Below are 24,219 nucleotides of genomic sequence, written 5' to 3'. Positions count from 1 at the left end.
CGGACGCGCCCCGGCTCACCGCAGCGCCCGGGCCAGCGCCGCCGCGAACCGGTCCGTCGTGTCCCGGTCCCGCACCGCCAGCCGCAGCCAGCCGGGGCCGAGGCCGGGGAAGGTGTCGCCGCGGCGGACGGCGAAGCCGAGGCGGCGCAGCCGGTCGCGTACGGCGGGACCGGCCGCGGCGCCGTCCGCGCCCGTCACGTGGGCCAGCACGAACGGCGCCGCCGCCGCCCCGGCCGTGGTGACCGCCGCGAACTCCCCGAGCCTGCCCAGCAGATACGCCCGGTCGGCGGCGACCGCCCGGGCGGCCGCCGCCGCCTCCGCGAGCGCCTCCGGCGCGCACACCGCCTCGGCCGCCGCCAGCGCCGGCGTCGACACCGGCCACAGCGGCTGCGCCCGCGCCAGCGCGGCGACGGTGCCGGGGTCGCCGAGGACGTAGCCGACGCGCAGCCCGGCCAGCCCCCAGGTCTTGGTGAGGCTGCGCAGGACGACCAGACCCGGTAGGTCCGTGCGCCCCGCGAGCGACGCGCGCTCACCCGGCACCGCGTCCATGAACGCCTCGTCCACCACGAGCGTGCGCCCCGGCCGGGCCAGCGCGGCGACGGCGGCGGCCGGGTGGAGCACGGACGTGGGGTTGGTGGGGTTGCCGAGGACGACGAGGTCCGCGTCGTCCGGCACGGCCCTCGCGGGCAGCCGGAAGCCGTCCGCGGCGCGCAGCAGCACCCGCTCCACCCGGTGCCCCGCGTCCCGCAGCGCCGCCTCCGGCTCCGTGAACTGCGGGTGGACGACCACCGCCCGGCGCACCGCCGGCCGCAGCGCCCGGGCCAGCAGCACGAACGCCTCGGCCGCGCCGGCGGTGAGCAGCACCCGGCCGTCCGGCACGCCGTGGCGGGCCGCGACCGCGGCGCGGGCGGCGCGGTCGTCGGGGTAGGCGGCGAGCCGGTCGAGGGAGGCGGCGAGGCGGGCCTTCAGCCAGGCCGGGGGCGTGCCCGCGCGGACGTTGACGGCCAGGTCGGTGACGCCGGGGGCGGCGTCGCGCAGTTCGGCGTCGCCGTGGTGGCGCAGGTCGTGGCCGTCGTCGGGGAGGCCGGGGCGGGCCGGGGCGGGGGGCTCAGTGCGCATGGGCGTGGTCCCCGTGGGAGTGGTGGTGGCCGGGCCGGTGGCCGTGGCCGGTGCCGTCCTCGCCGGGGTGGAAGTGGGGCCGCTGCGGGGCGCCGACCTTGTCCTCGAAGCCGGGGAGGGCGACGCGGTAGACGCAGGAGTCGCAGTTCATCCGCAGATCGCCGGCGACGGCCTCGTCGTACCGCTCCGCCACCAGCTCCACCAGCTCCTCGGCCGCGCCGATGACCGCCGCGGTGCGCACGTCCACCGCCGGGTGCGCCGCCGCCCACTGCCGCGCCTGGCGGGCGACGCGGTCGGGGAGCACCCCGGGGAAGAGGAAGTACGGGAGCACGACGACGTGTTCCGCGCCCAGCCGCCGGCACCGCTCCAGACCGGCGGCCACGTCGGGTGCGGCGAGCGAGACGAACGCCGTCTCCACACCCGCGAAGCCGCGGCCCTCCCAGAGCAGCCGGGCCGCCTTGTGCACCTCGGCGTTGGCGTCGGGGTCGGTGGAGCCGCGGCCGACGAGGAGGACGGTCGTACGGGACCGGCCCGGAGCGGAGGAGCCCCCGGCGAGGGCTTCGTCCACGCGCCGGGCCAGCACGGACAGCAGCTTCGGGTGCGGGCCGAGCGGCCGCCCGTACGCGTACGACAGGCCCGGGTGGCGCTCCTTCTCGCGGGCCAGCGCGGCGGGGATGTCGCCCTTGGCGTGCCCGGCGGAGACGAGCATCAGCGGCACGGCCGCGAAGCGCCGTACGCCGCGGTCCACGAGCCCGGCGACGGCCTCGCCCAGCGGCGGCGGCGACAGCTCGATGAAGCCCCCGGCCACGGGCAGCCCGGGGGTGCGTGCGGCGAGCACGCGCACGAACGCGCGGAACGCCTCCGCGCCGGCGGCGTCGCGGGTGCCGTGGCCGGCGATGAGCAGGGCGGGCTTGGTCACGTGCGTCTCCTCGGTGGTACGGGACCCGGCGGCGCCGGGCACAGCGGTGCGAGCGGTCGGGAACGGTGGGCTACGTGGCGGGCGGCGGGCCGCCGCCGGGGCCGGGGGCGGGGCCGTGGCCGCCGGGGCGGTGCGCGGGGGGCGGGGCGTACAGCAGGGCGTTGACCGCGGCGGCGGCCACCGCCGAACCGCCCTTCTCGGAGACGTTGCTGACCGCCGGCAGCCCCGAGGCCCGCAGCTCCGCCTTGCTCTCCACCGCCCCCACGAACCCCACCGGCAGCCCGACCACCAGCGCCGGCGCCGCGTCCAGCGCGATCAGCTCCGCCAGCGCGGTCGGCGCGCACCCGACCACCCACACGGCGCCCGCCCCCACCTCCCCGTACGCCAGCCGCACGGCCGCCGCCGAGCGGGTCAGCCCGGGCACGGACACGGCGTCGCGCAGCCGGCAGACCGCGCGGCGGGCGGTGATGCCCGCCGCGACCATCTCGACGTCGGCGACGACCGGCGCGCCCGCGTGCAGCGCGGCGTGGGCGGCGCGCAGGGACGCCTCGTCGCAGACCAGGTCGCCGGCGTAGGCGAGGTCGGCGGAGGAGTGGATGACCCGCTCCACGACCGCGCGGGTCAGCGGAGGCAGCCGCGCGGTGTCGACGCGGGCCCGCAGCCGGCGGTACGACTCCTCCTCGATGGGGTGGACGGTCCTGGTCACGGGCGCTCCTCCGCTTCGTACGCGTCGACGGCGTCGGCCGGGCAGACCTCCACGCACTCCAGACAGCCGGTGCACAGGTCGGCGCGTACGAACAGGGCGCCGCCGCGCGGGCGGAGGGCGTGCTCGGGGCAGGTGAGGAGGCAGGCGCCGCAGCCGGTGCAGCGGTCGTTGACCGTGACGGGGGCGGCGTGGGCCGCGGGGACGGCGGGCCCGGGGCGGGGGGTCACGTCTGCCACCGGTAGCCGCGGGGGGTCACCATCCGGCCCGCGATCTCGCGGGTCGCCGCATTGCCCACCGTCACCACGGTCATCATGTCCACCGTCTCCGGGTCCAGTTCCGCCAGCGTCGTCAGCGTCACCTGCTCGTCCGGCCGGGACGCGTTCCGTACGACACCCACCGGCGTCCCCGGCGCACGGTGCTCCGCCAGCAGCGCCAGCGCCTCCGGGAGCTGCCGGCGGCGGGCGCGGCTGCGCGGGTTGTAGAACGTGACCACGAGATCCGACTCCGCCGCCGCCCGCACCCGGCGCTCGATGACCTCCCACGGCGTGTGCAGGTCCGAAAGGCTGAGCGCGACGTGGTCGTGCCCCAGCGGCGCGCCCAGCAGCGCCGCCGCGGCCAGCGCCGCCGTCACCCCCGGCACCCCCACGACGTCGATGTCCGCGCCCGCCTCCGCCAGCGCCGGCGCGGCCATCGCGTAGACCCCGGCGTCGCCGCTGCCGACCAGGGCCACCGCGTACCCCGCGCGCGCCTCGGCCACGGCGGTGCGGGCCCGCTCCTCCTCGGCGCCGAGGCCCGATTCGCGCACCCGGGTGCCGGGCCGGAGCAGGTCGCGGATCTGCCCGACGTACTGGTCGAGCCCGACGACCACCGACGCGCGGCGCAGCTCCGCGCGGGCCCGCGGCGTCAGCAGGTCCCGGGCGCCGGGGCCCAGGCCGACGAGCGCGAGCCGGCCGCGCGGGCGGCGGCGGGCCACGGCACAGGTCGCCATCGCGGGACGGGCGGCCGACTTCCGCTTCCGTACGAGCAGCTCCCCGCCCTCCCCGGCCGCCGTCAGCGCCGCCGCCTCCGCGACGCTCGGCGTCCCCACCGCGGCGAGGGGCGCCGCGGAAGGGGTCGGGACGTCCACGGCGGCCAGCACCGCGGCCGGGAACGTACGCAGCGGCACCCCCAGCCGCTCGGCCGCGGCGCACAGCCCCGGCTCGTCGGCCTTGGCGTCGACGGTCGCCAGCGTGGCCACCGAGCGCGGGCTCAACCCCGCCTGCGCGAGGGCGTCCCCGACGACGCCCAGCACCTCCGCCGTCTCCACCCCCCGGCTCGCCCCCACCCCGACGACCAGGGACGGCGGGCGGAGAACCGCTTCCCGGGCCGCGAGCGGCAGCCGGCGGTCCGTGACGTACAGGCGCACGTCCGTCGCCACCCCGCGCACCCCGACGTGCGGCGGAAGCGCGGGCAACGGCCACGTCGCGTCCGCCCGCAACGCCACCGGCGCCCCGTCCAGCACCGCCCGCGTCACCGCCGCCACCGCGCCCTCGACCGGCCAGCCGAGCGAGTCGAGGCCGGGGACGTCGACCGCGTCGGTGGCGGTGGTCACGACGGGCGCGCAGCCGTCGCCGAGCACGTCGGCGACCTCGGCGGCGAGTTCGTTCGCGCCGCCGCCGTGGCCGCCCAGCAGCGCGACGGCGAACCGGCCCGCCTCGTCGACGCAGACCACGCCGGGGTCGGCGGCCTTGTCGCGGAGCAGGGGGGCGAGGAGACGGACGGCGGCGCCGGTCGCGAGGAAGCAGACGAGCCGGTCGCACTCGGCGAAGGCGCGCTCCACGGAGGTACGGACCGGGGCCTCGTCATAACGGCGGGTCCGGTCCGGCCAGGCGTCCGCCAGCCGCCGGGCGGCGGCGGAGCCGGCGGCGGTGGCGGCGACGAGCCCGATCACGGGGCGGTCCGGCGGGGTGGTCACGGAGGTGGCCTCTCTGGGGGAGTCGGGGTGCGGGCTGGCGGGTCGGTGGGCTGGTGGGGGGCGGGTTGGGCCGGGGGTGCGGCTACGGGCGGGGGACCGCGGGCGGCGGATCCGGGCCCGGTGGGCGCACCGCCGCGTCACGGAGACCCCAGAGGACGAACACCGGATTCGTCGCCGCGAGGCGCGTCACCTCGCCCGGCAGCGGCGCCAGCCGGGAGGACTGCAGCAGCACCCCGTCCACCCCGAACCCGGCCGCCACCAGCGCGGCGCGTACCCCCGCCACCCGGTCCACGGCGGCCAGCGTCACGACCACCACCCGGCGCGCCCGCGCGGCACACACCGCGACGACCTCCGCCACGTCCCCGCCCCCGCCGCCGACGAACACCGCGTCCGGATCCGGCAGACCCGCCAGCGCGGCGGGAGCGGTGCCGGGCACCACCTGCACGTCCACGCCGTGCGCCGCCGCGTTGGCCCGGATCCGCCCCACGGCGTCGGCATCCCGCTCCACGGCGACCACGGCGGCCCCGAACCGCGCGCACTCCACCGCCACGGACCCGGACCCCGCGCCCACGTCCCACACCAACTCGCCCAGCCGGGGGGCGAGACGGGCGAGGGCCAGGGCGCGGACCTCGTACTTGGTGACCATGCCGGCGCGGTGGCCGAAGTCCGCCTCGGGAAGTGCCCAGCCCAGGCCGCGGGGGTGCGGAAGGGGGTACGGGCCGGGCCCGGCGAGGGTGCGTGGCGCGGAGGCGACGGTGCGGCCGGGGCGCTCGTCGAGACAGAGGACGACGTTGACGGCACGCGGCGGCCAGGGGCGGGCGGCGGGGCCGGTGTTGGCGGCGTCGGCGGCGTCGGCGGGGGAGAGGCGTACGACGTCCTCCGCGGCGGAGCCGAGGGCGGAGGCGACGAAGAGGGTACGGGGGACGCCGGCGGCGGCCAGCGCGGCACCGAGTTCGGCGGGCCCGGCGCCGGGACCGGTGAGGACGGCGGTCTTGGGGTGGGCACGGCAGACGTTGACGGCGGTACGGAGGTCGCGGCCGTGGGCGCTGACGACGGCGGCGTCGTCCCAGGGCAGACCGGCGCGGGCGAACGCGACGGCGACGGCGGGGGCGGTGGGGCGGACGTCGAGGAGGTGCGGGCCGAAGCGGTCGGCGAGGGCCCGGACGACGCCGAAGAACCCGGGGTCACCGGAAGCGAGGACGACCACGCGGGTGCGGGTGCGGGGGTGGGGTTGTCCCACTGCCCCGGACCCCCCGCGGGGCTCCGCCCCGGACTCCGGACCAGGCCCCGTGCCGGACCCCCCGAGGAACTGTGCCCCGACCTCCCGGGACTGCGCACCGGACCCTGGACCGGGCACTGCCCCGGACCCCCCGTGAGGCTCCGCCCCGGATCCCGGGCCCGGCCCCGCCCCGGACTCCCCGGAGGGCTGCGCCCCTGGCCCTGGGCTGGGCGCTGCCCCGAGCCCCCCACAGGGCTCCGCCCCGGATCCCGCTTCGGGGGCTCCGCCCCCGACCCCGCGCGGCTGTGCCCCGGGCTCTGCCCTGGACTCCCCCGGGGGCTCGCCCCCGGGCCCCTGGCCAGGCTCCGCTCCAGACCCCCCACCACAGGCTCCCCCGGCCCCCCGCGGCAGCGCCTCCGGTCCCTCAACCCCCTCCACATACGCCGCGATCCGCTCCAGCGCCGGCCCCAGCGGCCCCAGCGTCACGCACTCCGCACCCCGCGGCAGCTCCACCTCCGCCAGGTGCCGCGCCGCGCCCACCACCAGGTCCGCCTCCCCGATCCGCGCCGGAGGCGACCCCGTTCCGCAGCCTATGACCGTGATCACGACAGCAGCTCCCCGTCGCTCCGCGCCACCAGCACCCGCCCCGTGAAATCCACCATCGCCGCCTCCGCCGCGACCCGCCCCTCCGTGAAGCGCTCCAGCACCTCCGCCACCCGCCCGCACAACTCCCGCCCCGCCGCCGGCAGCACCCCCGCCGCCTCCCACAGCTCGTACGCGTGCCGCCCCGTGTTCGCCGCGCCCACCGCCGTCGCCAGGTCCTCCGGACCGCCCGCCGCCCGCGTGATCTCCGCCAGCACTTCCGGGTCCACCTTCGACCGCGTGTAGTGCGTCATCAGCACCCCCGCCGCCAGCTTCGTCAGCTTCCCGACCATCCCGACGAACACCACCCGCTCCACCCCCCGCTCCGCCGCCCTCCGCAGCGCCGCCCCCGTGAAGTCGCCCACCTCCACGAAGCACACCGACGGCAGCTCCGGCAGCAGCTCCATCGCTCCCCGCTCCGTCCGCCCGCCCGTGCACAGCACCACCGCCGTCTCGCCCTGCGCCGCCGCCACCGCCACCGCCTGCTCGACGCTCGCCCGCCACGACGCCGTCGAGAACGGCCGCACGATGCCCGTCGTGCCGAGGATGGAGATGCCGCCCAGGATCCCGAGCCGCGCGTTCGTCGTCTTCCGGGCCCGCCGCTCTCCGTCCGGCACGCTGATGGTCACGTCCACGCCCCGCCGCCCGAGGTCCACGACCTCCGCCACCGCCTGCATGATCATCTGCCGCGGTACGGGGTTGATGGCGGGGCCGCCCAGCTCCAGTCCCAGGCCCGGCTTCGTCACCACCCCCACCCCCACACCGCCGTGCAGCTCCAGCCCGGGCGCCGCGCGCCAGCTCACGGTGGCCGTGAGGTGCGAGCCGTGGGTGACGTCCGGGTCGTCGCCCGCGTCCTTCACGACCACCGCCTCCGTACGCCCCGGCCGCAGCTCCTCCGCCCGCTCCACCGCGAACGTCACCCGCCGCCCCGACGGCAGCGCCACCTCCACCCACCGCCGCGCCTCGCCGGTCGCCAGCAGCAGCGTCGCCGCGCGTGCGGCGGCCGAGGCGCAGGTGCCGGTGGTCCATCCGGTACGCAGCGCCTTCTGCCGCACCTTGGCCGTACGCGGCAGATCCGGCTCTCGCAGCTCCGGCCCCCCGGAGGGCTCCGGTCCCTCCGGCGGCCCCGGACCCGGACCGCCGGCGGCGCCGCCACCGGCGCCCTCCGCGTCCGCTCCCCGCTCGCCTGGCATCCGCTCTCCTACGCCCCGCCCTCGCGGAGCGCCCGCCGCGCCCCCGGCTCCGCCCGGCGGAAGCCGTGGAAGTGCCCCGGGTGGTACAGGTGTGACCGCGTGCCCGCCGCCGCCAGCGCCGGGCCGACGAGGAACAGCGTGTGCTTCCACAGCCGGTGCTGCTTCACCGCCGCTTCCAGCGTGCCGACCGTGCAGCGCACCACCCGCTCGTCCGGCCACGTCACCCGGTACGCCACGAGCACCGGCGTCGCGGCCGCGTAGCCGCCCGCGAGCAGCTCCGCTGCCAGCCGGCCGGAGCGGGCGGCGGACAGGAACACCGCCATCGTGGTGCCGTGCCGCGCGAACTCCCGTACCTCCTCGCCGTCCGGCATCGGCGTCTTCCCGCCGCCCAGGCGGGTGAGGATCACCGACTGCGCCACTTCCGGCACCGTCAGCTCCCGCCCCGCCGCGGCGGCCGCCGCGGAGAACGACGAGACGCCCGGCACGATCTCCACCGCCAGACCCAGCTCGGCGCACCGCTCCACCTGCTCCTGCGTGCCGCCCCACAGCGCCGGGTCGCCGGAGTGCACCCGCGCCACGCGCAGCCCGTCGCGGGCCGCCCGCCCGTAGACCGCGACGACCTCCTCCAGCGGTACCGCCGCCGAGTCGACGATCTCGGCGTCCGCGCGCGCGTGTTGCAGCACGTCCTCGTGGACGAGGCTCGCCGCCCAGATCACGACGTCGGCGTCGGCGATGGCGCGGGCGGCCCGGAACGTCAGCAGGTCCGCCGCGCCGGGGCCCGCCCCCACGAACGTCACCGTGCCGGTACCGGGGGCGGCCGGGCGCGTCGCCGCCGGTTCGGGTGCGGGGTCCGGTCCGGGTCCCGGGGCCGGTTCCGGCGGCCGTCCCGGCTTCCTCGCCTGCTCCGGCAGCCGCCCCCCGCTCACAGCTTGTCCCCCCGGCCCGCCCGCCGCGCCGGCGCGATCAGCGTCGACAGGTACGGCAGCGCCTCCGCCCCCAGCTCCGCCGCCGGCCGCACCGACTCCTCCGCCAGACCCAGCGACGACCCCCACACCGCGCCCTCCATCCGGCCGGTCTCCGCCAGCGCCCCGGCCACTTCGCCCGCCAGCCGCCCGAACTTGTACGCCACCACCGTTCCCGGCCCCCGCAGCGCCTCCGTCAGCACTGCCGTGCCCGCGGTCACCGGCACCAGCGTCAGCGGCTCGGTGCCCTCCGCGAGCACCGTGCCGCCGCGGGCCGCGAGGTCCTGCATCGCGGTGATGCCCGGCACGCTTTCCACCCGCACGCCGGGGAGCAGGGCGGTGACCGTCTCGGCGAGGTAGGTGAAGGTGGAGTAGACGTTGGGGTCGCCGAGGGTGGCGAACGCCACCGAGCGGTGCGCGCGCAGCAGTTCCACGACCCGGGCGCCGGCCGCGTCCCACGCCGCTTCGCGGCGCGCGGCGTCGCTGCGCTCGTTGAGGGCGAAGACGACGCGGACGACCTTCGCCCCGTCGACGTAGTGCAGGACCGTCGCCTCGGCGCGGCCCGTGCCGCCGCCCTCCAGCACGGGGACGACGACCACCGCCGCGGCCCGCAGCGCGCCCGCGCCCTTGACCGTGACCAGCTCCGGGTCGCCGGGGCCGACCCCGACGCCGACGAGTCGCATGCTCATGCCGCTTCACACCCTTCGACGAGCCGGCGCGCCACGGCGGGGGCGGCGGCCCAGTGCACATGCAGGTACGAGGCGTGGACTCCGCCCCGTACGAAACCTTCGACGCGCCGGGCCGGCCGCGTCATCCCCCATGCGGGCGTCGCGCCGGCGGGCGGGTCGAGCGCGGTGCGGTGGAACTCGTGCCCGCGCACGCGGGTGCCGGCCGCGGCGAGGGCGCTGTCGGCGACGGCGACCGCGTCGCGGTAGCCGAGGGTGAGCCGGTCGGTCATACGGGCCCGGGCGGCCAGCACGCCGCACATGGGCGCGTCGTCGAGGTCGCGGGCGAGGTAGACGAGGCCGGCGCACTCGGCGGCCACCGGGGCGCCGGCGGCGGCGAGGCGGGCGACGTCGCGGCGGAGCGGTTCGTTGGCGGCGAGTTCGGCGGCGTACACCTCGGGGAAGCCGCCGCCGACGACGAGGGCGCGGGTGCCGGGGGGCAGGGACTCGTCGCGGCGGGGGTCGAAGGGGACGACGTCGGCGCCGGCGGCGGTGAGGAGTTCGGCGTGTTCGGCGTACGAGAAGGTGAAGGCGGGTCCGGAGGCCATCGCCACCACCGGCCGTCCGGGCGGGCGGGGGGTGGTCCCCGATCCCGTCCCTTCCCGGGCCCGGGGGGCGCCGCTTCCCGGTCCGCCCGCGGTTCTCCTCCCCTCCGCCTCCGCCGGGGGCGGGGGCAGCACCGCCTCCTCCGGTGACCACGCCGCCACCGCCAGCGGCGGTGCCGTCCGCGCCAGCCGCAGCAGCCCCGGCACGTCGCACCGCTCCCGTACGCGCGCCGCCAGCGCCCGTACCGCCTCCTCCGCGTCCGCGCGCCGCTCCGCCGCCGGGACCAGCCCCAGGTGCCGCGACGGCGCCGTCAGCGACGGGTCCCGGCGCAGCGCGCCCAGCACCGGGACGCCCGCGGCGTCCAGGGCCTCGCGCAGCAGCTCCTCGTGGCGGTCGGAGGCCACCCGGTTGAGGACGACGCCCCCGATCCGCACCTCCGGGTCCCACGACGCGAACCCGTGCACCAGCGCCGCCACCGACCGCGCCTGTCCCGAGGCGTCGACCACCAGCACCACCGGCGCCCGCAGCAGCTTCGCCACCTCCGCCGTCGAACCGGCCTCCCCGGCGCCGGAGGCGCCGTCGTACAGGCCCATCACGCCCTCCACCACGGCCACGTCCGCGCCCGCCGCGCCGTGCGCGAACAGCGGGGCGACCAGGTCCGGGCCGCACATGTACGGGTCCAGGTTGCGCCCCGGGCGGCCGCCGGCGCGGCCGTCGGCGACCGCGAGCGCGTGGTAGCCCGGGTCGATGTAGTCCGGGCCCGCCTTGTGCGGCGAGACGGTCTGGCCGGCGGCCGTGAACGCCGCCATCAGGCCCGTCGCGACCGTCGTCTTGCCGCTGCCGGAGGCCGGCGCGGCGACGACCAGCCGGGGCACGTCCGTCACGGAACTCACCATTCGATCCCCCGCTGGCCCTTCTGGCCCGCGTCCATGGGGTGCTTGACCTTCCCCATCTCCGTGACGAGGTCCGCGAACTCCATCAGCGCCGCCGGCGCGTTCCGGCCCGTGACGACGACGTGCTGACTGCCCGGCCGGTCCCGCAGCACCGCCACCACCTCGTCGGTGTCCACCCAGCCCCAGTGCATCGGGTACGCGAACTCGTCGAGCACGTACAGCCGGTACGTCTGCGCCGCCAGGTCCCGCTTGACCTGCTCCCAGCCCTCCCGGGCCCGCGCCTCGTTGTCCGGCTCGGCGGCCTCCCCGGACGGCGGCCGCTGGATCCACGACCAGCCCTCGCCCATCTTGTGCCACGCCACCGTGCCGCCCTCGCCGCTCGCGCCCAGCACCCGCAGCGCCCGCTCCTCCCCGACCCGCCACTTGGCGGACTTCACGAACTGGAACACCCCGACCGGCCAGCCCTGGTTCCAGGCGCGCAGCGCCAGCCCGAAGGCGGCCGTGGACTTCCCCTTGCCCGGCCCGGTGTGCACGACGACCAGCGGGCGGTTGCGGCGCTGCCGCGTCGTCAGGCCGTCGTCCGGCACGGCGGCCGGCTGTCCCTTCGGCATCAGGCGGCCCTCCCCGCACTCCCCGGCCCGCGCCCGGCGGCGGTCCCGCCGGGCGCGGCACTCGCGCGCCGGTCCTCCCGGACCTCCCGTACGAGCCCGCTCACCGCCTCCGCCCGCAGCTCGCCCAACGCCACCGCCGGACCTCCCAGCCCTTGCGCCAGCTCGCCCGCGAGCCCCAGCCGCACCGGCCCCGACTCGCAGTCGACGACCACCGACGCGACGCCGTCCGCCGCCAGCAGCCGCGCCGCGCCGGCCGCCCGGCCGACCGGGTCCGGGCCGCCCGTCGCGCGGCCGTCGGTGACGACGACCAGCAGCGGGCGGCGCGCCGGGTCCCGCAGCCGCTCGACGCGCAGGGTGTCGCGGGCCCGCAGCAGCCCGGCGGCCAGCGGGGTGCGGCCGCCGGTGGGCAGCCGCGTGAGCCGGGCCGCCGCGGCGTCCACCGACGAGGTGGGCGGCAGCGCCAGCTCCGCGTCCCGGCCGCGGAAGGTGACCAGGCCGACCTTGTCGCGGCGCTGGTAGGCGTCCAGCAGCAGCGACAGCACCGCGCCCTTCACCGCGCCCATGCGCTGCCGGGCGCCCATGGAGCCGGAGGCGTCGACGGCGAAGAGCACGAGGTTCGACTCGCGGCCCTCGCGGACGGCTTCGCGCAGGTCGTCGCGGCGGAGGACGAGGCCGGGGCCGCGTCGCCCGCGGGTGCGCTGGTGCGGGGCGGCGGCCTGGACGGTGGCGGCGAGGTGCAGGGCGCCGAGGGCGCCGCGGGGGCGGCGGGCGGCGGTGGTGCGGCCGTGGGCGGTACGGGCGCGGGAGCGGCGGCCGGCGGCGCCCTCGCCGACGCCGGGTACGTCGAGGCGGCGGGTGCGGAACGGCTCGGCGGGGGGTTGTGCGTCGGGCCCGGCGCCGGGGTCCTCCGCCGGAGCGCCGGAGGCGGCGGGGGCGGAGTGCGGGGGGCCGTCGGTTCCGGTACGGGCCGGCTCCTGCGGCGCCGCGCCGGCGCCGGGCCGTTCCTGCGGCGGGCGGGCGCCGCCGTCGCCGTCCGGGGGGCCGTCCGGTGCGGGGTCCCGGGCGCCGTCCGGCCCCGGGCCGCCGTCCCCGCCCGGGCCGCCGTCCCCGTCGCCGCCCGGGCCGCCCTCGCCGCCGCCGTCCGGCCCGTCGTCCCCGGGGCCGGCGTGCTCGCGCAGCGTGTCGTCCAGCTTCTCCTCGTCCAGCCCCGGCGCGTCGAACGGGTTGCGCCGCCGCCGGTGCGGCAGCGCCAGCAGCGCCGCCTGCCGTACGTCCTCGGCCGCCACCTCCGTACGCCCCGACCACGCCGCCAGCGCCGTCGCTGTCCGGGCCATGACGATGTCCGCGCGCATCCCGTCCACCTCGAACGCCGCGCACGTCGCCGTGATCTGCCGCAGCGCCGCGTCCCCCAGCACCACCGCGGGCAGCCGTGCCCGGGCCGCCGCGATCCGCGCCCGCAGCGCGTCCTCCTCCGCCGCCCAGCGCGCCGCGAAACCGGCCGCGTCCGCGTCGTACGCGAGCCTCCGCCGCACCACCTCCGCGCGCTCGGCCGGCTCCCGGGACGCGGCGACCTCGACCGTCAGGCCGAACCGGTCGAGCAGCTGCGGGCGCAGCTCGCCCTCCTCCGGGTTCATGGTGCCCACGAGCAAAAAGCGGGCCGCGTGCCGTACGGAGACGCCCTCGCGCTCCACGTAGTTGGCGCCCATCGCCGCCGCGTCCAGCAGCAGGTCGACCAGGTGGTCGTGGAGCAGGTTGACCTCGTCCACGTACAGCACGCCGCGGTGCGCCCGGGCCAGCAGCCCCGGCTCGAACGTCTTCCGGCCCTCGGCCAGCGCCTGTTCGATGTCCAGCGCCCCCGCGAGCCGGTCCTCCGACGCGCCCACCGGCAGCTCCACCATCCGCGCCGCGCGCACGCCGTCCGTACGCCCCGCCTCGTGCGGCCCGTCCGGGCAGCCGGTGTCCGGCGCGGCCGGGTCGCAGGAGAAGCGGCAACCGGGCACGACGGCGACGTCCGGGAGGAGCGCGGCGAGCCCTCTGACCACGGTCGACTTCGCGGTCCCCTTCTCACCGCGGACGAGGACACCGCCGACGGCGGGGTCCACCGCGTTGAGCGTCAGGGCCAGCCGCAGGTCGGCCATGCCGACGACGGCCGCGAACGGATAGGGGACGCTCACGCGATCATCCTTCCTTCGGGTGAGGAAACCGACTGTTCCTGTGGCGCTTTGCGGAGATGCGTGACACTGGTCGTGCAGGTCCCGCAGCGGTGGGGATTGGGCCGTCGACGGTCGTTCGAGCTGTGTTTTCCCCGCGGAGGCGAGGCTTGCGAGTGGGTCATTCCTCCCCCTCGAGATCGCCCTCAAGTTCGAGGTAGATCTCCCGGAGCCGGGCCAGCGTCCGCTGGTCCGGCTCCGTCCACAGCCCCCTGTCGGCCGCCTCCAGCAGCCGTTCGGCGATGCCGCGCAGCGCCCACGGGTTGGAGCGCCGCATGAACTCCTGGTTCTCCGGGTCGAAGGCGTAGGTCGCCGCGAGCTTCTCGTACATCCAGTCGTCCACCACGCCCGCGGTGGCGTCGTAGCCGAAGAGGTAGTCGACGGTGGCGGCCATCTCGAAGGCTCCTTTGTAGCCGTGCCTTCTCATGGCCGCCGTCCAGCGCGGGTTCACCACCCGGGCGCGGAAGACGCGGTGCGTCTCCTCGCCCAGCGTGCGCGTCCTCACCTGCTCGGGGACGGCACTGTCGCCGACGTACGCCTCCGGCGAACCGCCCGTCAGGTGGCGCACCATCGCCACCATGCCGCCGTGGTACTGGAAGTAGTCGTCGGCGTCGAACACGTCGTGCTCGCGCGTGTCGACGTTCTTCGCCGCCACCTGGATCCGCCGGAACGCCGCCTCCATGTCCCCGCGCGCCGCCCGCCCGTCGAGCCCGCGGCCGTACGCGTAGCCGCCCCACACCGCGTAGACCTCCGCCAGGTCGGCGTCCGAGCGCCAGTTACGGGCGTCGATCAGCGGCAGCAGGCCCGCGCCGTACGCGCCGGGCTTGGAGCCGAAGACGCGGGCGGTGGCGCGGCGGCGGTCGCCGTGGGCGGCGGTGTCCTCGTCCGCGTGCGCCCGTACGAAGTTGACCTCCGGCGGCTCGTCCAGCTCGGCGACCGCCCGTACCGCGTCGTCGACCAGGCCGACGACGTGCGGGAAGGCGTCGCGGAAGAAGCCGGAGATGCGGACGGTCACGTCGATGCGCGGCCGGCCCAGCTCCGCCGCCGGCACCACCTCGAAGCCCGTCACCCGCCGGGAGGCGTCGTCCCACACCGGGCGGCAGCCGAGCAGCGCCAGGATCTCCGCGATGTCGTCGCCCTGGGTGCGCATGCAGGACGTGCCCCAGACCGTCAGCCCCACGGACCGCGGGTACGCGCCGTGGTCGGCGAGGTGGCGGGCGAGGAGGGACTCGGCGAGGGCGCTGCCGACGTCCCAGGAGAGCCGGGACGGGATGGCCTTGGGGTCGACGGAGTAGAAGTTGCGGCCGGTCGGCAGCACGTTGACCAGGCCGCGGGTGGGGGAGCCGGACGGCCCGGCGGGGACGTAGCCGCCGTCGAGCGCGCGGAGCACGTTGCCGATCTCGTCGGTGGTCCGGGCCAGCCGCGGCGCCACCTCCGCGCAGGCGAACTCCAGCACCCGGACGACGTCGGCGGTGTCCCCCTCGCCCAGCACCCCCGCGACGACCTCCGGCACCGCCGCGCCCTGCCACCCGCGCGCCTCCAGGCCCTCCGCCAGCCGCCGCGCCAGCGTCTCCAGCAGGTCGACCGCGTCCGACGCGGTACGCGCCGGACCCGCCACCCGCTCCGTCAGCCCCGCCGGCACCGCGACCCGCGCGCCCGGCTCCGCCAGCAGCTCCGCCTCGACCAGCCCCACCCGCGCCGCCAGCGCCGCCCGCAGCCCCGGCAGCGCCCCGCCGGTGCCGCCCCACACCTGCGCCGAACGCAGCACCGCCAGCGCCAGGTTCACCCGCGCCTCGCCGGCCGGGCCGGCGCCGAGCACGTGCAGCCCGTCCCGTATCTGCACGTCCTTGATCTCGCACAGCCAGCCGTCGACGTGCAGCACGAAGTCGTCGAAGTCGTCGTCCGCCGGCTGCTCCGCCACGTGCAGATCGTGGTGCAGCTCCGCGGCCCGTACGAGCGTCCAGATCTGGCCGCGGACGGCGGGCGCCTTGGCCGGGTCGAGGTCGGAGACGAGCGCGTACTCGTCGAGGAGCTGCTCCAGCTTCGCCAGGTCGCCGTACGAGTCCGCGCGGGCCATCGGCGGCACCAGGTGGTCGACCACGGTGGCGTGCCCGCGGCGCTTGGCCTGGGTGCCCTCGCCCGGGTCGTTGACGATGAACGGGTACACCAGCGGCAGGTCGCCCAGCACCGCGTCCGGCGCGCACCCCGCCGACAGGCCGAGCCCCTTGCCGGGCAGCCACTCCAGCGTGCCGTGCTTGCCCATGTGCACGAGCGCGTCGGCGCCGAACGTGCGGTCCAGCCAGCGGTACGCGGCCAGGTAGTGGTGCGACGGCGGCATGTCCGGGTCGTGGTAGATGGCGATCGGGTTCTCGCCGAAGCCGCGCGGCGGCTGGATCATCACCACGACGTTGCCGAAGCGCAGCGAGGCGAGCACGATCTCGTCCCCGGCCACGTACAGCCCGCCGGGCGGCTCGCCCCAGTGCGCGACGACCGCGGCCCGCAGCTCCGGGTCCAGGGCGGCGAACCACCGCCGGTAGTCGGCCAGCGGCACGCGCGCGGGCGCCGCCGCCAGCTGCTCCTCCGTCAGCCACTCCACGTCGTGCCCGCCGGCGGCGATGAGGCGGTGGATCAGCTCGTCGCCGTCGTCGGGGTGGCCGTCGACGGCGTAGCCCGCGTCCCGCAGCGCGTCGAGCAGGCGGACGGCGGAGGCGGGGGTGTCCAGGCCGACGGCGTTGCCGACCCGGGAGTGCTTGGTGGGGTACGCGGTGAAGACCAGCCCGATCCGCTTGTCGCCGTTCGGCGTGTGCCGCAGCCGCGCGTGCCGCACCGCGATCCCCGCGACCCGCCCGGCCCGCTCCTCGTCCGCCACGTACACCGGCACGCCGTCCGGGCCGTCCTCCTTGAACGAGAACGGCACCGTCACCAGCCGCCCGTCGAACTCCGGAATCGCCACCTGCATCGCCGCGTCCAGCGGCGACAGCGCGGCGTCCGAGCCCAGCCAGGCGGCCCGGGACGACGTCAGGCACAGCCCCTGCAACACGGGGACGTCCAGCGCCGCGAGCGCGCCCACGTCCCAGGTCTCGTCGTCCCCGCCGGCGGTGGCGTCGGACGGCCGGGTGCCGCCGGCGGCGAGAACGGTCGCCACGAGGGCGTCGGCGCGGCCCAGCAGCTCGAACAGGCCGGGGTCCGCGCCGCGCAGCGAACCGCAGTACACGGGCAGGGCGTTGGCGCCGCACGCCTCGACGGCGGCGCAGAGCGTGTCGACGAAGGCGGTGTTTCCGGAGAGTTCGTGGGCGCGGTAGAAGAGCACGCCCACGGTGGGCCGGTCGTCCTTCAGGACGTACGAACCGTGCACCCCGTACGCCGGCATGGGCCGCGGCGGTGCGAAGCCCTCCCCGGTGAGCAGCACGGTGTCGGAGAGGAACCGGGCCAGCTCGGCGAGGTTCGCCGGCCCGCCCTCGACGAGGTAGCGCAGCGCCTCCGCGACCACCCCGGCCGGCACGGACGACTCGGCGGTCAGCTCCGCGTCGGGCACGGCCTCGCCGCCGAGCAGCACGGTCGGCACGCCGGTGCGGCGGAGCGCGGCGAGACCCTCCTCCCAGGCGCGTTTGCCGCCGAGGAGCCGTACGACGACGAGGTCGGTGCCGTCGAGGAGCGCGGGCAGGTCGTCGGGGGCGGTGCGGGCGGGGTTGGCGATGCGGTAGCCGGCGCCGGAGGCGCGGGCGGCGAGGAGGTCGGTGTCGGCGGTGGAGAGGAGGAGGACGGTCGTCATGCACGGCTCGCTTCGGTAGGCGTCGTGGCCGGCGGCGTACGCAGCAGGGCGGCGCCGGCGGTGGTGAGCAGCGCGAGGGCGCAGACGCGGGCGGAGAGGCGTACGGCACGCTCGATGTCGCCGGCGTCGGGGGCGCGGCCCCCGGGGTTGAGCACCGCCCGGTGCTCGGTACGCCCCCCGTACGACAGCTCCCCGCCGAGCCGCAGCCCGAGCGCCCCGGCGAACGCGGCCTCCACGGGCCCGGCGTTGGGGCTGGGGTGCCGGGGCCCGTCCCGCCGCCAGGCGCGGAGGGCGGCGGCGGGAGCGGGCCCGGCGAGGGCCGCGAGGGCGGCGGTGAGGCGGGCGCCGGGGTAACCCACGAGGTCGTCGAGCCGGGCGGCGGCCCAGCCGAAGCGCAGGTAGCGGGCCGACCGGTGGCCGACCATGGCGTCGAGGGTGTTGACGGCCCGGAAGCCGGCGAGCCCGGGAACGCCGGCGACGGCGCCCCAGACGAGGGCGCCGACGACGGCGTCGGAGGTGTTCTCGGCGACGGACTCGACGACGGCGCGGGCGATGTCGGCTTCGCCGAGGGTGTCGGGGTCGCGGCCGCAGAGGCGCGGGAGGCGGCGGCGGGCGTCGGCGAGGCGGTGGGCGCGGAGGGCGTGGGCGATGCCGAGGGCCTCGCGGCGGAGGGAGGCGCCGCCGAGAACGGACCAGGTGGTGAGGGCGGTGAGCGCGGTGAGGGAGGTGAGGGGGGCGGGGGTGGTGTCGTGGGCGGGGGCACCCCCCGCACCCGCGGCCCGGCGGGCCCGCCCGCGGGCCGCCGCCGCCGCGGCCAGGGCGGCGGCGGCCACCGTCCCGCCCACGCAGAGCCCCGTGTGCAGGGCGCCCGCGGCCCGGGTGTCGCGCCAGAGGCGGCCTTCGAGCGCCGCCGCGGCGCGGCCGAAGGCCGCGACCGGGTGGGCGCGGCGGGGGTCGCCGACGAGGTGGTCGGCGACGTAGCCGAGGGCGGCGCCCAGGGCGTAGGAGCGCGGGCGCGACGTGGCGAGGAGTGTCATGGTGCCGATCTCGTGCGGAGGGCGGAGGGCGGAGGGCGGAGCGCGGGAGCGCGGATGGGGTGCCGTGCGGTTGCGGGCGCTCTCAGCCCGCCCCCGGCGCCACCCGCACCGCCCGCCGGGGCCCGCGCAGCAACCGCTCCGCCAACTCCCCGAACAGCAGCCCGAACCCGACCCACACCACCCCGTGCACCGCCACCGACGCGATCCGGAACCGCCACAGCAGATCCGCCGGAAAACCCTCCGGCACCGCCACCGACGACTCCGGCAGCAGCGCCACCGCCACCCCCGCCGCCGCCGTGAACACCGCTCCGCCCGCCACCGTCGCGTACCAGCCGCCCAGCCGCGGCACCAGCGCCCGCCCGGCCATCGCCGCACCGACCGCCAGCAGCACGCACAGCGCCACCATCAGGAAGTACTGGGCCGTCCGCTCACCCACCGTCTCCGCGTTCCCGACGCCCGGCGGGTTCGCCGGGTACTTCAGCGACGGCACCACCGAGACCGCGACCAGCCCGCCCAGCGCCAGCAGCAGCGCCGTCGCCCGCGGCCCGAAGCGGCCGACGCGGCCCAGCGCGTACGCCACGGCCAGCGCCGCGAGGCCGCCGAGCGCGACCCCGTACACGAGCATGCCCGTCGCGAGGCCCGCGGTGGATTGCAGGGAACGGCTGACGAGTTCGCCCTCGCCGCCCCCCTCCGCCGCCCCGTGGCCGTGACCGTGGCTGTGACCATGGCCGCCGCCCGCCGCGTGCGCCTCCCGCTCGATCGCCGCGTCGACCTGCGGCTCGCCCAGGAAGTACGCCACGACCAGCGCCAGCGCCCCGGCGCCCAGCCCCGCGAGCATCCCGCGCAGCAGCAGCCCGCGCACGGCCGCGGAACCCACAGAAATCTCCGATGTCATCAGAACTCACCCCTGCTCAGTGGCAGGGGAAGCCGAGCAGGTGCCGGCCGTCGTGCAACCACTCGTGCACGCCTTCGCCGGACACCAGGGACGTGGCGCCCTGTTCGGCGCCGACGAAGTACAGCAGAACGAGCATGAGGATCCCGCCGAACAGCGCCCACGGGGCGAGGGTCTTCAGCGGGACGGGTGCGATACGGACACCGGCCGATCCGTCGGCGGCGGGCGTCGTGGGTGACACGGCTGACTGAGCCATGGCGAAAACCTCCCTGGGATCACGCGTCCCATTCGGTGGAGCTCTGACGACGGTGCGGGTCTGACTCACCGGACCGCGCCCTGGCGGGCGTCGTCCGGCTCACAGTGGCGCGGCCGTGCCGGAATCTCACCGGGCTTCCGTTGCGCCGTCGTATGCGGTTGACGGGCTGACGATACCGTCGCTGCGGGCCGGCGGCCATACGGCCTCCGGCGGCCGAGTGGTGGAAGGGGCAGGTGAGACGGCTGGTGACGGTCCGGGTGATGCTTGTCACGCCGGCGATCAACGCCGAGCTGCGGCATGCGGTGTTCGGCGCGGACGAGCCGCTGGACGCGGCGGGTCGGCGTGCGGCGGAGCGCGCGGGCGCACGGGCGGCGGTGTCGCTCCGTACGCGCGCTCCCGCGTACGCCGCGCCGTCGGTGCGCTGCCGGCAGACGGCCGACGCGCTGGGGCTCGCGGCCGAGCCGGAGGCGGAGCTGGCGGACTGGGACGTCGGCCGCTGGCGCGGGCGGGGGCTGGAGGAGCTGGCGGCGGCGGAGGGCGAGGCGGTACGGGGCTGGCTGACGGATCCGGCGGCGGCGCCGCACGGCGGGGAGTCGCTGCTGCAACTGCGGGGGCGGGTGGGGGTGTGGCTGGACGGCCTGGCGGGCGGGGCCGACGCCTCCGGCCGCGTCGTCGCCGTCGCCGAGGCCGCGGCGGTGCGGGCCGCGGTCGTGCACGCCCTCGACCTGCCGTCCGAGGCGTTCTGGCGGCTCGACGTGCCGCCCCTCAGCCGCACCGAGCTCACCGGCCGCGCCGGCCGCTGGAACCTGACCTGCGGCGCCCCGCTCGACCCGGACCCCTGACCCCGTCCCCGGGCGGCCCGGGTCACGGGTCCGCGGGAATTCCGCGGGAATACCGCCCACCGCCCCGCCCGTTTGCCCCGTCATGCGAGTAGAGATCTGGTCCGACGTCGTCTGCCCCTGGTGCTACATCGGAAAGGCCCGCTTCGAGAAGGGCCTCGCCGCCTTCGCCGGCCGGGACGGCGTGGAGGTCGTGCACCGGTCGTTCGAGCTGGCCCCCGGGGCGCCGCGGGAGGGCGGGAAGTCCGTCGCCGAGGAGCTGAAGGCCAAGTACGGGGTCGACGACGCGCAGCTCAAGGCCATGGAGGACCGGGTCGGCGCCGCCGCCGCGGCCGAAGGGCTCGGCATGCGCCACGACCGGTTCGCCACCGGCACCTTCGACCTGCACCGCGTGCTGCACCTCGCCAAGGAGCGCGGGCTGCAGGACCGGCTGCTCGGCGCGCTGTACGAGGCGAACTTCGCCCAGGCCCGCCCCATCAGCGACGTCGACACCATCGTCGACATCGCCGCCGGCGCCGGCCTCGACGCCGCCGAGGTGCGCACGGTGCTCGCGGACGACACCGCCTACGCCGAGGCCGTACGCGCCGACGAGCAGGAGGCCGCGGAGCTGGGCGCCACCGGGGTGCCGTTCTTCGTCATCGACCGCCGCTTCGCCGTCTCCGGCGGGCAGCCGGCGGCGGTCTTCACTCAGGCCCTGGAGCAGGCCGCCGCCGCGGGCGGCCTGCAGACCGTCACGGGCTCCGGCGGCGACGACGGCGCCGTCTGCGCGGACGACGCCTGCGACGTCCCGTAGCGGGGCCCGAACGTCCCCGCGTACGACGCGACCGAACCGTCCTCGTCCGACGACCCCGATCCGTCGAACGCGCACGCCGGAGCTGCTGGCAGTGCCCCACCATCGGGCGCAGGGAGGCGAGGCGCGGCCGGGCGAGGAGTTCGTGCACGAGCCGGGTCCTGCCGACGCCGGCCCCGCAAGCCGAAGCCCCCGGACGCACCGGGGGCTTCGGCTCCGCTACGGCCTGCGCGTCACTGCACCGGGGTGAAGTCCCGCGCGCCGATGAACTCCGGCCGCCGTACGGGGGCCGCGAACGGCTCCACCGCCGTGTTCTCCACGCTGTTGAACACGAGGAAAACGTTGCTGCGGGCGTACGGCGTGATGTTGTCGCCCGAGCCGTGCATGCAGTTGCAGTCGAACCAGGTCGCCGAGCCGGCCGCGCCGGTGAACAGCTTGATGCCGTGCGCCTCGGCCATCTCCGTCAGCGCCCCGTCGGTGGGGGTGCCGGCGTCCTGCATCTGGAGCGACTTCTTGTAGTTGTCCTTCGGCGTGGCGCCCGCGCAGCCGAGGAACGTCTTGTGCGACCCCGGCATGATCATGAGCCCGCCGTTGGTCTCGTAGTTCTCCGTCAGCGCGATCGAGACCGACACGGTCCGCATGTTCGGCAGGCCGTCCTCGGCGTGCCAGGTCTCGAAGTCCGAGTGCCAGTAGAAGCCGCTGGCCCCGAACCCGGGCTTGACGTTGATCCGGCTCTGGTGGATGTACACCTCGGAGCCGAGGATCTGCCGCGCCCGGTCGAGGACGCGCTCGTCGCGCACCAGCTTCCCGAAGACGTCGCTGATCTTGTGGATCTCGAAGATGGAGCGCACGGTCTGCGTGCGGGACTCGACGATCGCGCGCTCGTCGGCGCGGATCCGCGGGTCGGCGACGAGCCGCTCCAGCTCCGCCTTGTACGTCTCCACCTCCTCCGGCGTGATCAGCTGGTCGACCGTCAGGAATCCGTTGCGCTCGTAGCCCTCCAGCTCCCAGGGCGGGATGGGCCCGTCGGCACCCGGTTCCGACCAGACCACCGGGTCCTGACGGGGCGTCTTCACTTCTTCGGCGCCGCGCGTCGGGTAGAGGTCGGTGACAGTCGGGGTGGCCATGGTTCTCAGTCCTCCTCGGTCAGCAGTGGGTACACGCCGTTCTCGTCGTGGTCTTCGCGACCCGTGACCGGCGGGTTGAAGACGCAGATGCAGCGGAAGTCCTGCTTGATGCGCATCGTGTGCTTCTCGTGGCCGTCCAGCAGGTACATCGTCCCCGGCGTAATGGCGTGCTTCTCGCCGGTCTCGTCGTTGGTGAGTTCGGCCTCGCCCTCGACGCAGACCACGGCCTCGATGTGGTTGGCGTACCACATGGACGTCTCGGTGCCCGCGTAGAGCACGGTCTCGTGGAGGGAGAAGCCGACGCGCTCCTGCGCGAGCACGATGCGTTTGCTCTCCCAGGTGCCCGACGCGGACTTGATATGCCGGTCGGTGCCCTCAAGCTCCTTGAAGGATCGGACGATCACGGTACTTCTGTGCCTTTCTTCTCCGGTGGTCGGCGGCGTTCGGTCGGTGGTCTTCGGCGTGTACGTACCCGTGCCTGCCCGCGGGCGGGTCTCGGACGGGTGGTCTCAGGCGGTCTCGCGGACCGCCCGGGTCAGCGTGCGCAGCCCCTGGTCCAGGTCGTCCGGCGTGGTCGTCAGCGCCGGCAGCAGCTTGACGACCTCGCTCTGCGGGCCCGAGGTCTCCAGGATCAGCCCCAGCTCGAACGCGCGGCGGCAGACCGCCGAGGCGCGCGCCGGGTCGGGGAACTCCAGCCCCCAGACCATGCCGCGGCCGCGGTACGAGGCGTCGGCGTCCGCGTGCTCCGTGCAGATCGCGAGCAGCGCCTGCTCGATCTGCTCGCCGCGGGCGAGGGTCTGCTTCTCCATCTGCCCGTCGGCCCAGTAGGTGTCGAGCGCGGCGGTGGCGGTGACGAACGCCGGGTTGTTGCCGCGGAAGGTGCCGTTGTGCTCGCCCGGCTCCCACACGTCCAGCTCCGGCTTGAACAGGGTGAGCGACATCGGCAGCCCGTAGCCGCTGATGGACTTCGACAGCGTGACGATGTCCGGCGTGATGCCCGCGTCCTCGAAGGAGAAGAAGGCGCCGGTGCGGCCGCAGCCCATCTGGATGTCGTCGACGATGAGCAGCATGTCGCGGCGTTTGCACAGCTCGGCGAGGCCGCGGAGCCACTCGGCGCGGGCCACGTTGATGCCGCCCTCGCCCTGGATGGTCTCGACGATGACGGCGGCCGGCATGTTGAGCCCGGAGCCCTGGTCCTCCAGCAGCCGCTCGAACCACAGGAAGTCCGGGACCTGGCCGTCGAGGTAGTTGTCGAACGGCATCGGGGTGCCGTGCACCAGCGGGATGCCGGCGCCGGCGCGCTTGAAGGCGTTGCCGGTGACGGCGAGGGAGCCGAGCGACATGCCGTGGAAGGCGTTGGTGAACGAGACGATCGCCTCGCGGCCCTTGACCTTACGGGCCAGCTTCAGCGCCGCCTCGACGGCGTTGGTGCCCGTCGGCCCCGGGAACATGACCTTGTACGGAAGGTCCCGGGGGCGCAGGACGACGTTCTGGAAGGTCTCCAGGAATCCGCGCTTGGCGGTGGTGGCCATGTCCAGGCCGTGAACGATGCCGTCGCGCTCCAGGTAGTCGAGGAGCGCGCGCTTGAGCACGGCGTTGTTGTGGCCGTAGTTGAGGGATCCGGCGCCGGCGAAGAAGTCGAGGTAGGTGTGGCCGTCCTCGTCGTACAGATAGCTGCCCTGGGCCCGGTCGAAGACCGCGGGCCAGCCACGGCAGTAGCTGCGCACCTCCGACTCCAGGGTCTCGAAGACGCTCAGGGCGGGCGGTGTGATGGTCACAGCGTTCTCCTGGGAGATGATCCGGTGTG

21 protein-coding genes and 1 riboswitch are annotated in these 24,219 nt (G+C 76.7%); of the genes, 2 read left to right on the top strand and 19 right to left on the bottom strand.

What is annotated here, in order from left to right:
* Positions 1–15: 15 nt before the first annotated feature.
* The 16 genes from cobC to ACHZ99_RS01135 form a co-directional block, all read right to left on the bottom strand.
* Positions 16–1,119, bottom strand: coding sequence for an Rv2231c family pyridoxal phosphate-dependent protein CobC (gene cobC, locus ACHZ99_RS01210; protein ID WP_420302393.1), 1,104 nt, complete (start codon positions 1,117–1,119; stop codon positions 16–18).
* Positions 1,109–2,038, bottom strand: coding sequence for a sirohydrochlorin chelatase (locus tag ACHZ99_RS01205; RefSeq protein WP_420302392.1), 930 nt, complete (start codon positions 2,036–2,038; stop codon positions 1,109–1,111). The genes cobC and ACHZ99_RS01205 overlap by 11 nt, the downstream gene beginning before the upstream one ends.
* A gap of 70 nt (positions 2,039–2,108) precedes the next feature.
* On the bottom strand, positions 2,109–2,744 hold the full coding sequence (locus ACHZ99_RS01200) for a precorrin-8X methylmutase (RefSeq protein WP_420302391.1): 636 nt from the start codon (positions 2,742–2,744) through the stop codon (positions 2,109–2,111).
* A complete protein-coding gene (locus tag ACHZ99_RS01195; protein ID WP_420302390.1) occupies positions 2,741–2,971 on the bottom strand; it encodes an indolepyruvate ferredoxin oxidoreductase subunit alpha in 231 nt (76 codons plus the stop codon). Before ACHZ99_RS01195 ends, ACHZ99_RS01200 begins: the two co-directional genes overlap by 4 nt.
* Entirely contained in the window at positions 2,968–4,674 is a 1,707-nt protein-coding gene (gene cobJ / locus ACHZ99_RS01190) for a precorrin-3B C(17)-methyltransferase (RefSeq protein ID WP_420303166.1), read from the bottom strand. Before cobJ ends, ACHZ99_RS01195 begins: the two co-directional genes overlap by 4 nt.
* 106 nt (positions 4,675–4,780) lie before the next feature.
* Positions 4,781–6,055, bottom strand: coding sequence for a precorrin-6y C5,15-methyltransferase (decarboxylating) subunit CbiE (gene cbiE / locus ACHZ99_RS01185; RefSeq protein ID WP_420302389.1), 1,275 nt, complete (start codon positions 6,053–6,055; stop codon positions 4,781–4,783).
* 464 nt (positions 6,056–6,519) lie between these two features.
* Positions 6,520–7,752 (bottom strand): cobalt-precorrin-5B (C(1))-methyltransferase, encoded by a 1,233-nt coding sequence (locus ACHZ99_RS01180; RefSeq protein ID WP_420302388.1) that lies wholly within the window; start codon positions 7,750–7,752, stop codon positions 6,520–6,522.
* 8 nt (positions 7,753–7,760) lie between these two features.
* Entirely contained in the window at positions 7,761–8,549 is a 789-nt protein-coding gene (gene cobM / locus ACHZ99_RS01175) for a precorrin-4 C(11)-methyltransferase (protein WP_420302387.1), read from the bottom strand.
* A 125-nt stretch (positions 8,550–8,674) separates the two neighbouring features.
* On the bottom strand, positions 8,675–9,403 hold the full coding sequence (cobI, locus tag ACHZ99_RS01170) for a precorrin-2 C(20)-methyltransferase (RefSeq protein WP_420302386.1): 729 nt from the start codon (positions 9,401–9,403) through the stop codon (positions 8,675–8,677).
* Positions 9,400–10,869: a cobyrinate a,c-diamide synthase gene (locus ACHZ99_RS01165; protein WP_420302385.1), complete on the bottom strand. Its 1,470-nt coding sequence runs from the start codon at positions 10,867–10,869 to the stop codon at positions 9,400–9,402. The genes cobI and ACHZ99_RS01165 overlap by 4 nt, the downstream gene beginning before the upstream one ends.
* A 5-nt stretch (positions 10,870–10,874) precedes the next feature.
* The gene (gene cobO / locus ACHZ99_RS01160; RefSeq protein WP_420302384.1) at positions 10,875–11,489 is read right to left on the bottom strand and encodes a cob(I)yrinic acid a,c-diamide adenosyltransferase; all 615 of its coding nucleotides are present in this window, start codon (positions 11,487–11,489) and stop codon (positions 10,875–10,877) included.
* Positions 11,489–13,627, bottom strand: coding sequence for a putative cobaltochelatase (locus tag ACHZ99_RS01155; protein ID WP_420303165.1), 2,139 nt, complete (start codon positions 13,625–13,627; stop codon positions 11,489–11,491). The genes cobO and ACHZ99_RS01155 overlap by 1 nt, the downstream gene beginning before the upstream one ends.
* A gap of 193 nt (positions 13,628–13,820) precedes the next feature.
* Positions 13,821–17,471, bottom strand: a complete 3,651-nt coding sequence (gene cobN / locus ACHZ99_RS01150) for a cobaltochelatase subunit CobN (RefSeq protein ID WP_420302383.1) — start codon at positions 17,469–17,471, stop codon at positions 13,821–13,823.
* Positions 17,468–18,508, bottom strand: a complete 1,041-nt coding sequence (locus tag ACHZ99_RS01145) for a cobalamin biosynthesis protein (RefSeq protein WP_420302382.1) — start codon at positions 18,506–18,508, stop codon at positions 17,468–17,470. Before ACHZ99_RS01145 ends, cobN begins: the two co-directional genes overlap by 4 nt.
* 82 nt (positions 18,509–18,590) lie before the next feature.
* Positions 18,591–19,385 (bottom strand): CbtA family protein, encoded by a 795-nt coding sequence (locus ACHZ99_RS01140; protein WP_420303164.1) that lies wholly within the window; start codon positions 19,383–19,385, stop codon positions 18,591–18,593.
* Between the two features lie 34 nt (positions 19,386–19,419).
* On the bottom strand, positions 19,420–19,656 hold the full coding sequence (locus ACHZ99_RS01135) for a CbtB domain-containing protein (protein ID WP_420302381.1): 237 nt from the start codon (positions 19,654–19,656) through the stop codon (positions 19,420–19,422).
* A 58-nt stretch (positions 19,657–19,714) separates the two neighbouring features.
* A riboswitch (cobalamin riboswitch) is annotated at positions 19,715–19,795 on the bottom strand.
* Between the two features lie 121 nt (positions 19,796–19,916).
* On the opposite strand from ACHZ99_RS01135, the gene ACHZ99_RS01130 reads away from it, so the two are divergent.
* The gene (locus ACHZ99_RS01130; protein ID WP_420303163.1) at positions 19,917–20,498 is read left to right on the top strand and encodes a histidine phosphatase family protein; all 582 of its coding nucleotides are present in this window, start codon (positions 19,917–19,919) and stop codon (positions 20,496–20,498) included.
* A gap of 82 nt (positions 20,499–20,580) precedes the next feature.
* Entirely contained in the window at positions 20,581–21,288 is a 708-nt protein-coding gene (locus tag ACHZ99_RS01125) for a DsbA family oxidoreductase (RefSeq protein ID WP_420302380.1), read from the top strand.
* Positions 21,289–21,518: 230 nt separating this feature from the next.
* Here ACHZ99_RS01125 and thpD read toward each other — a convergent pair whose 3' ends face one another.
* From thpD to ectB, 3 genes are all read right to left on the bottom strand, one after another.
* The gene (gene thpD, locus ACHZ99_RS01120; RefSeq protein WP_420302379.1) at positions 21,519–22,412 is read right to left on the bottom strand and encodes an ectoine hydroxylase; all 894 of its coding nucleotides are present in this window, start codon (positions 22,410–22,412) and stop codon (positions 21,519–21,521) included.
* Between the two features lie 5 nt (positions 22,413–22,417).
* Positions 22,418–22,816, bottom strand: coding sequence for an ectoine synthase (locus ACHZ99_RS01115; protein ID WP_420302378.1), 399 nt, complete (start codon positions 22,814–22,816; stop codon positions 22,418–22,420).
* 105 nt (positions 22,817–22,921) lie between these two features.
* Positions 22,922–24,190 carry a diaminobutyrate--2-oxoglutarate transaminase gene (gene ectB, locus ACHZ99_RS01110; RefSeq protein WP_420302377.1) on the bottom strand — a complete coding sequence of 423 codons (1,269 nt, stop codon included), beginning with the start codon at positions 24,188–24,190 and terminating at the stop codon, positions 22,922–22,924.
* Between the last annotated feature and the right edge of the window lie 29 nt (positions 24,191–24,219).

This window comes from Streptomyces sp. MAR4 CNX-425 (assembly GCF_048656465.1).
Taxonomy (GTDB): Bacteria; Actinomycetota; Actinomycetes; order Streptomycetales; family Streptomycetaceae; genus Streptomyces.
This window is presented reverse-complemented; position numbering and strand designations above follow the sequence as displayed.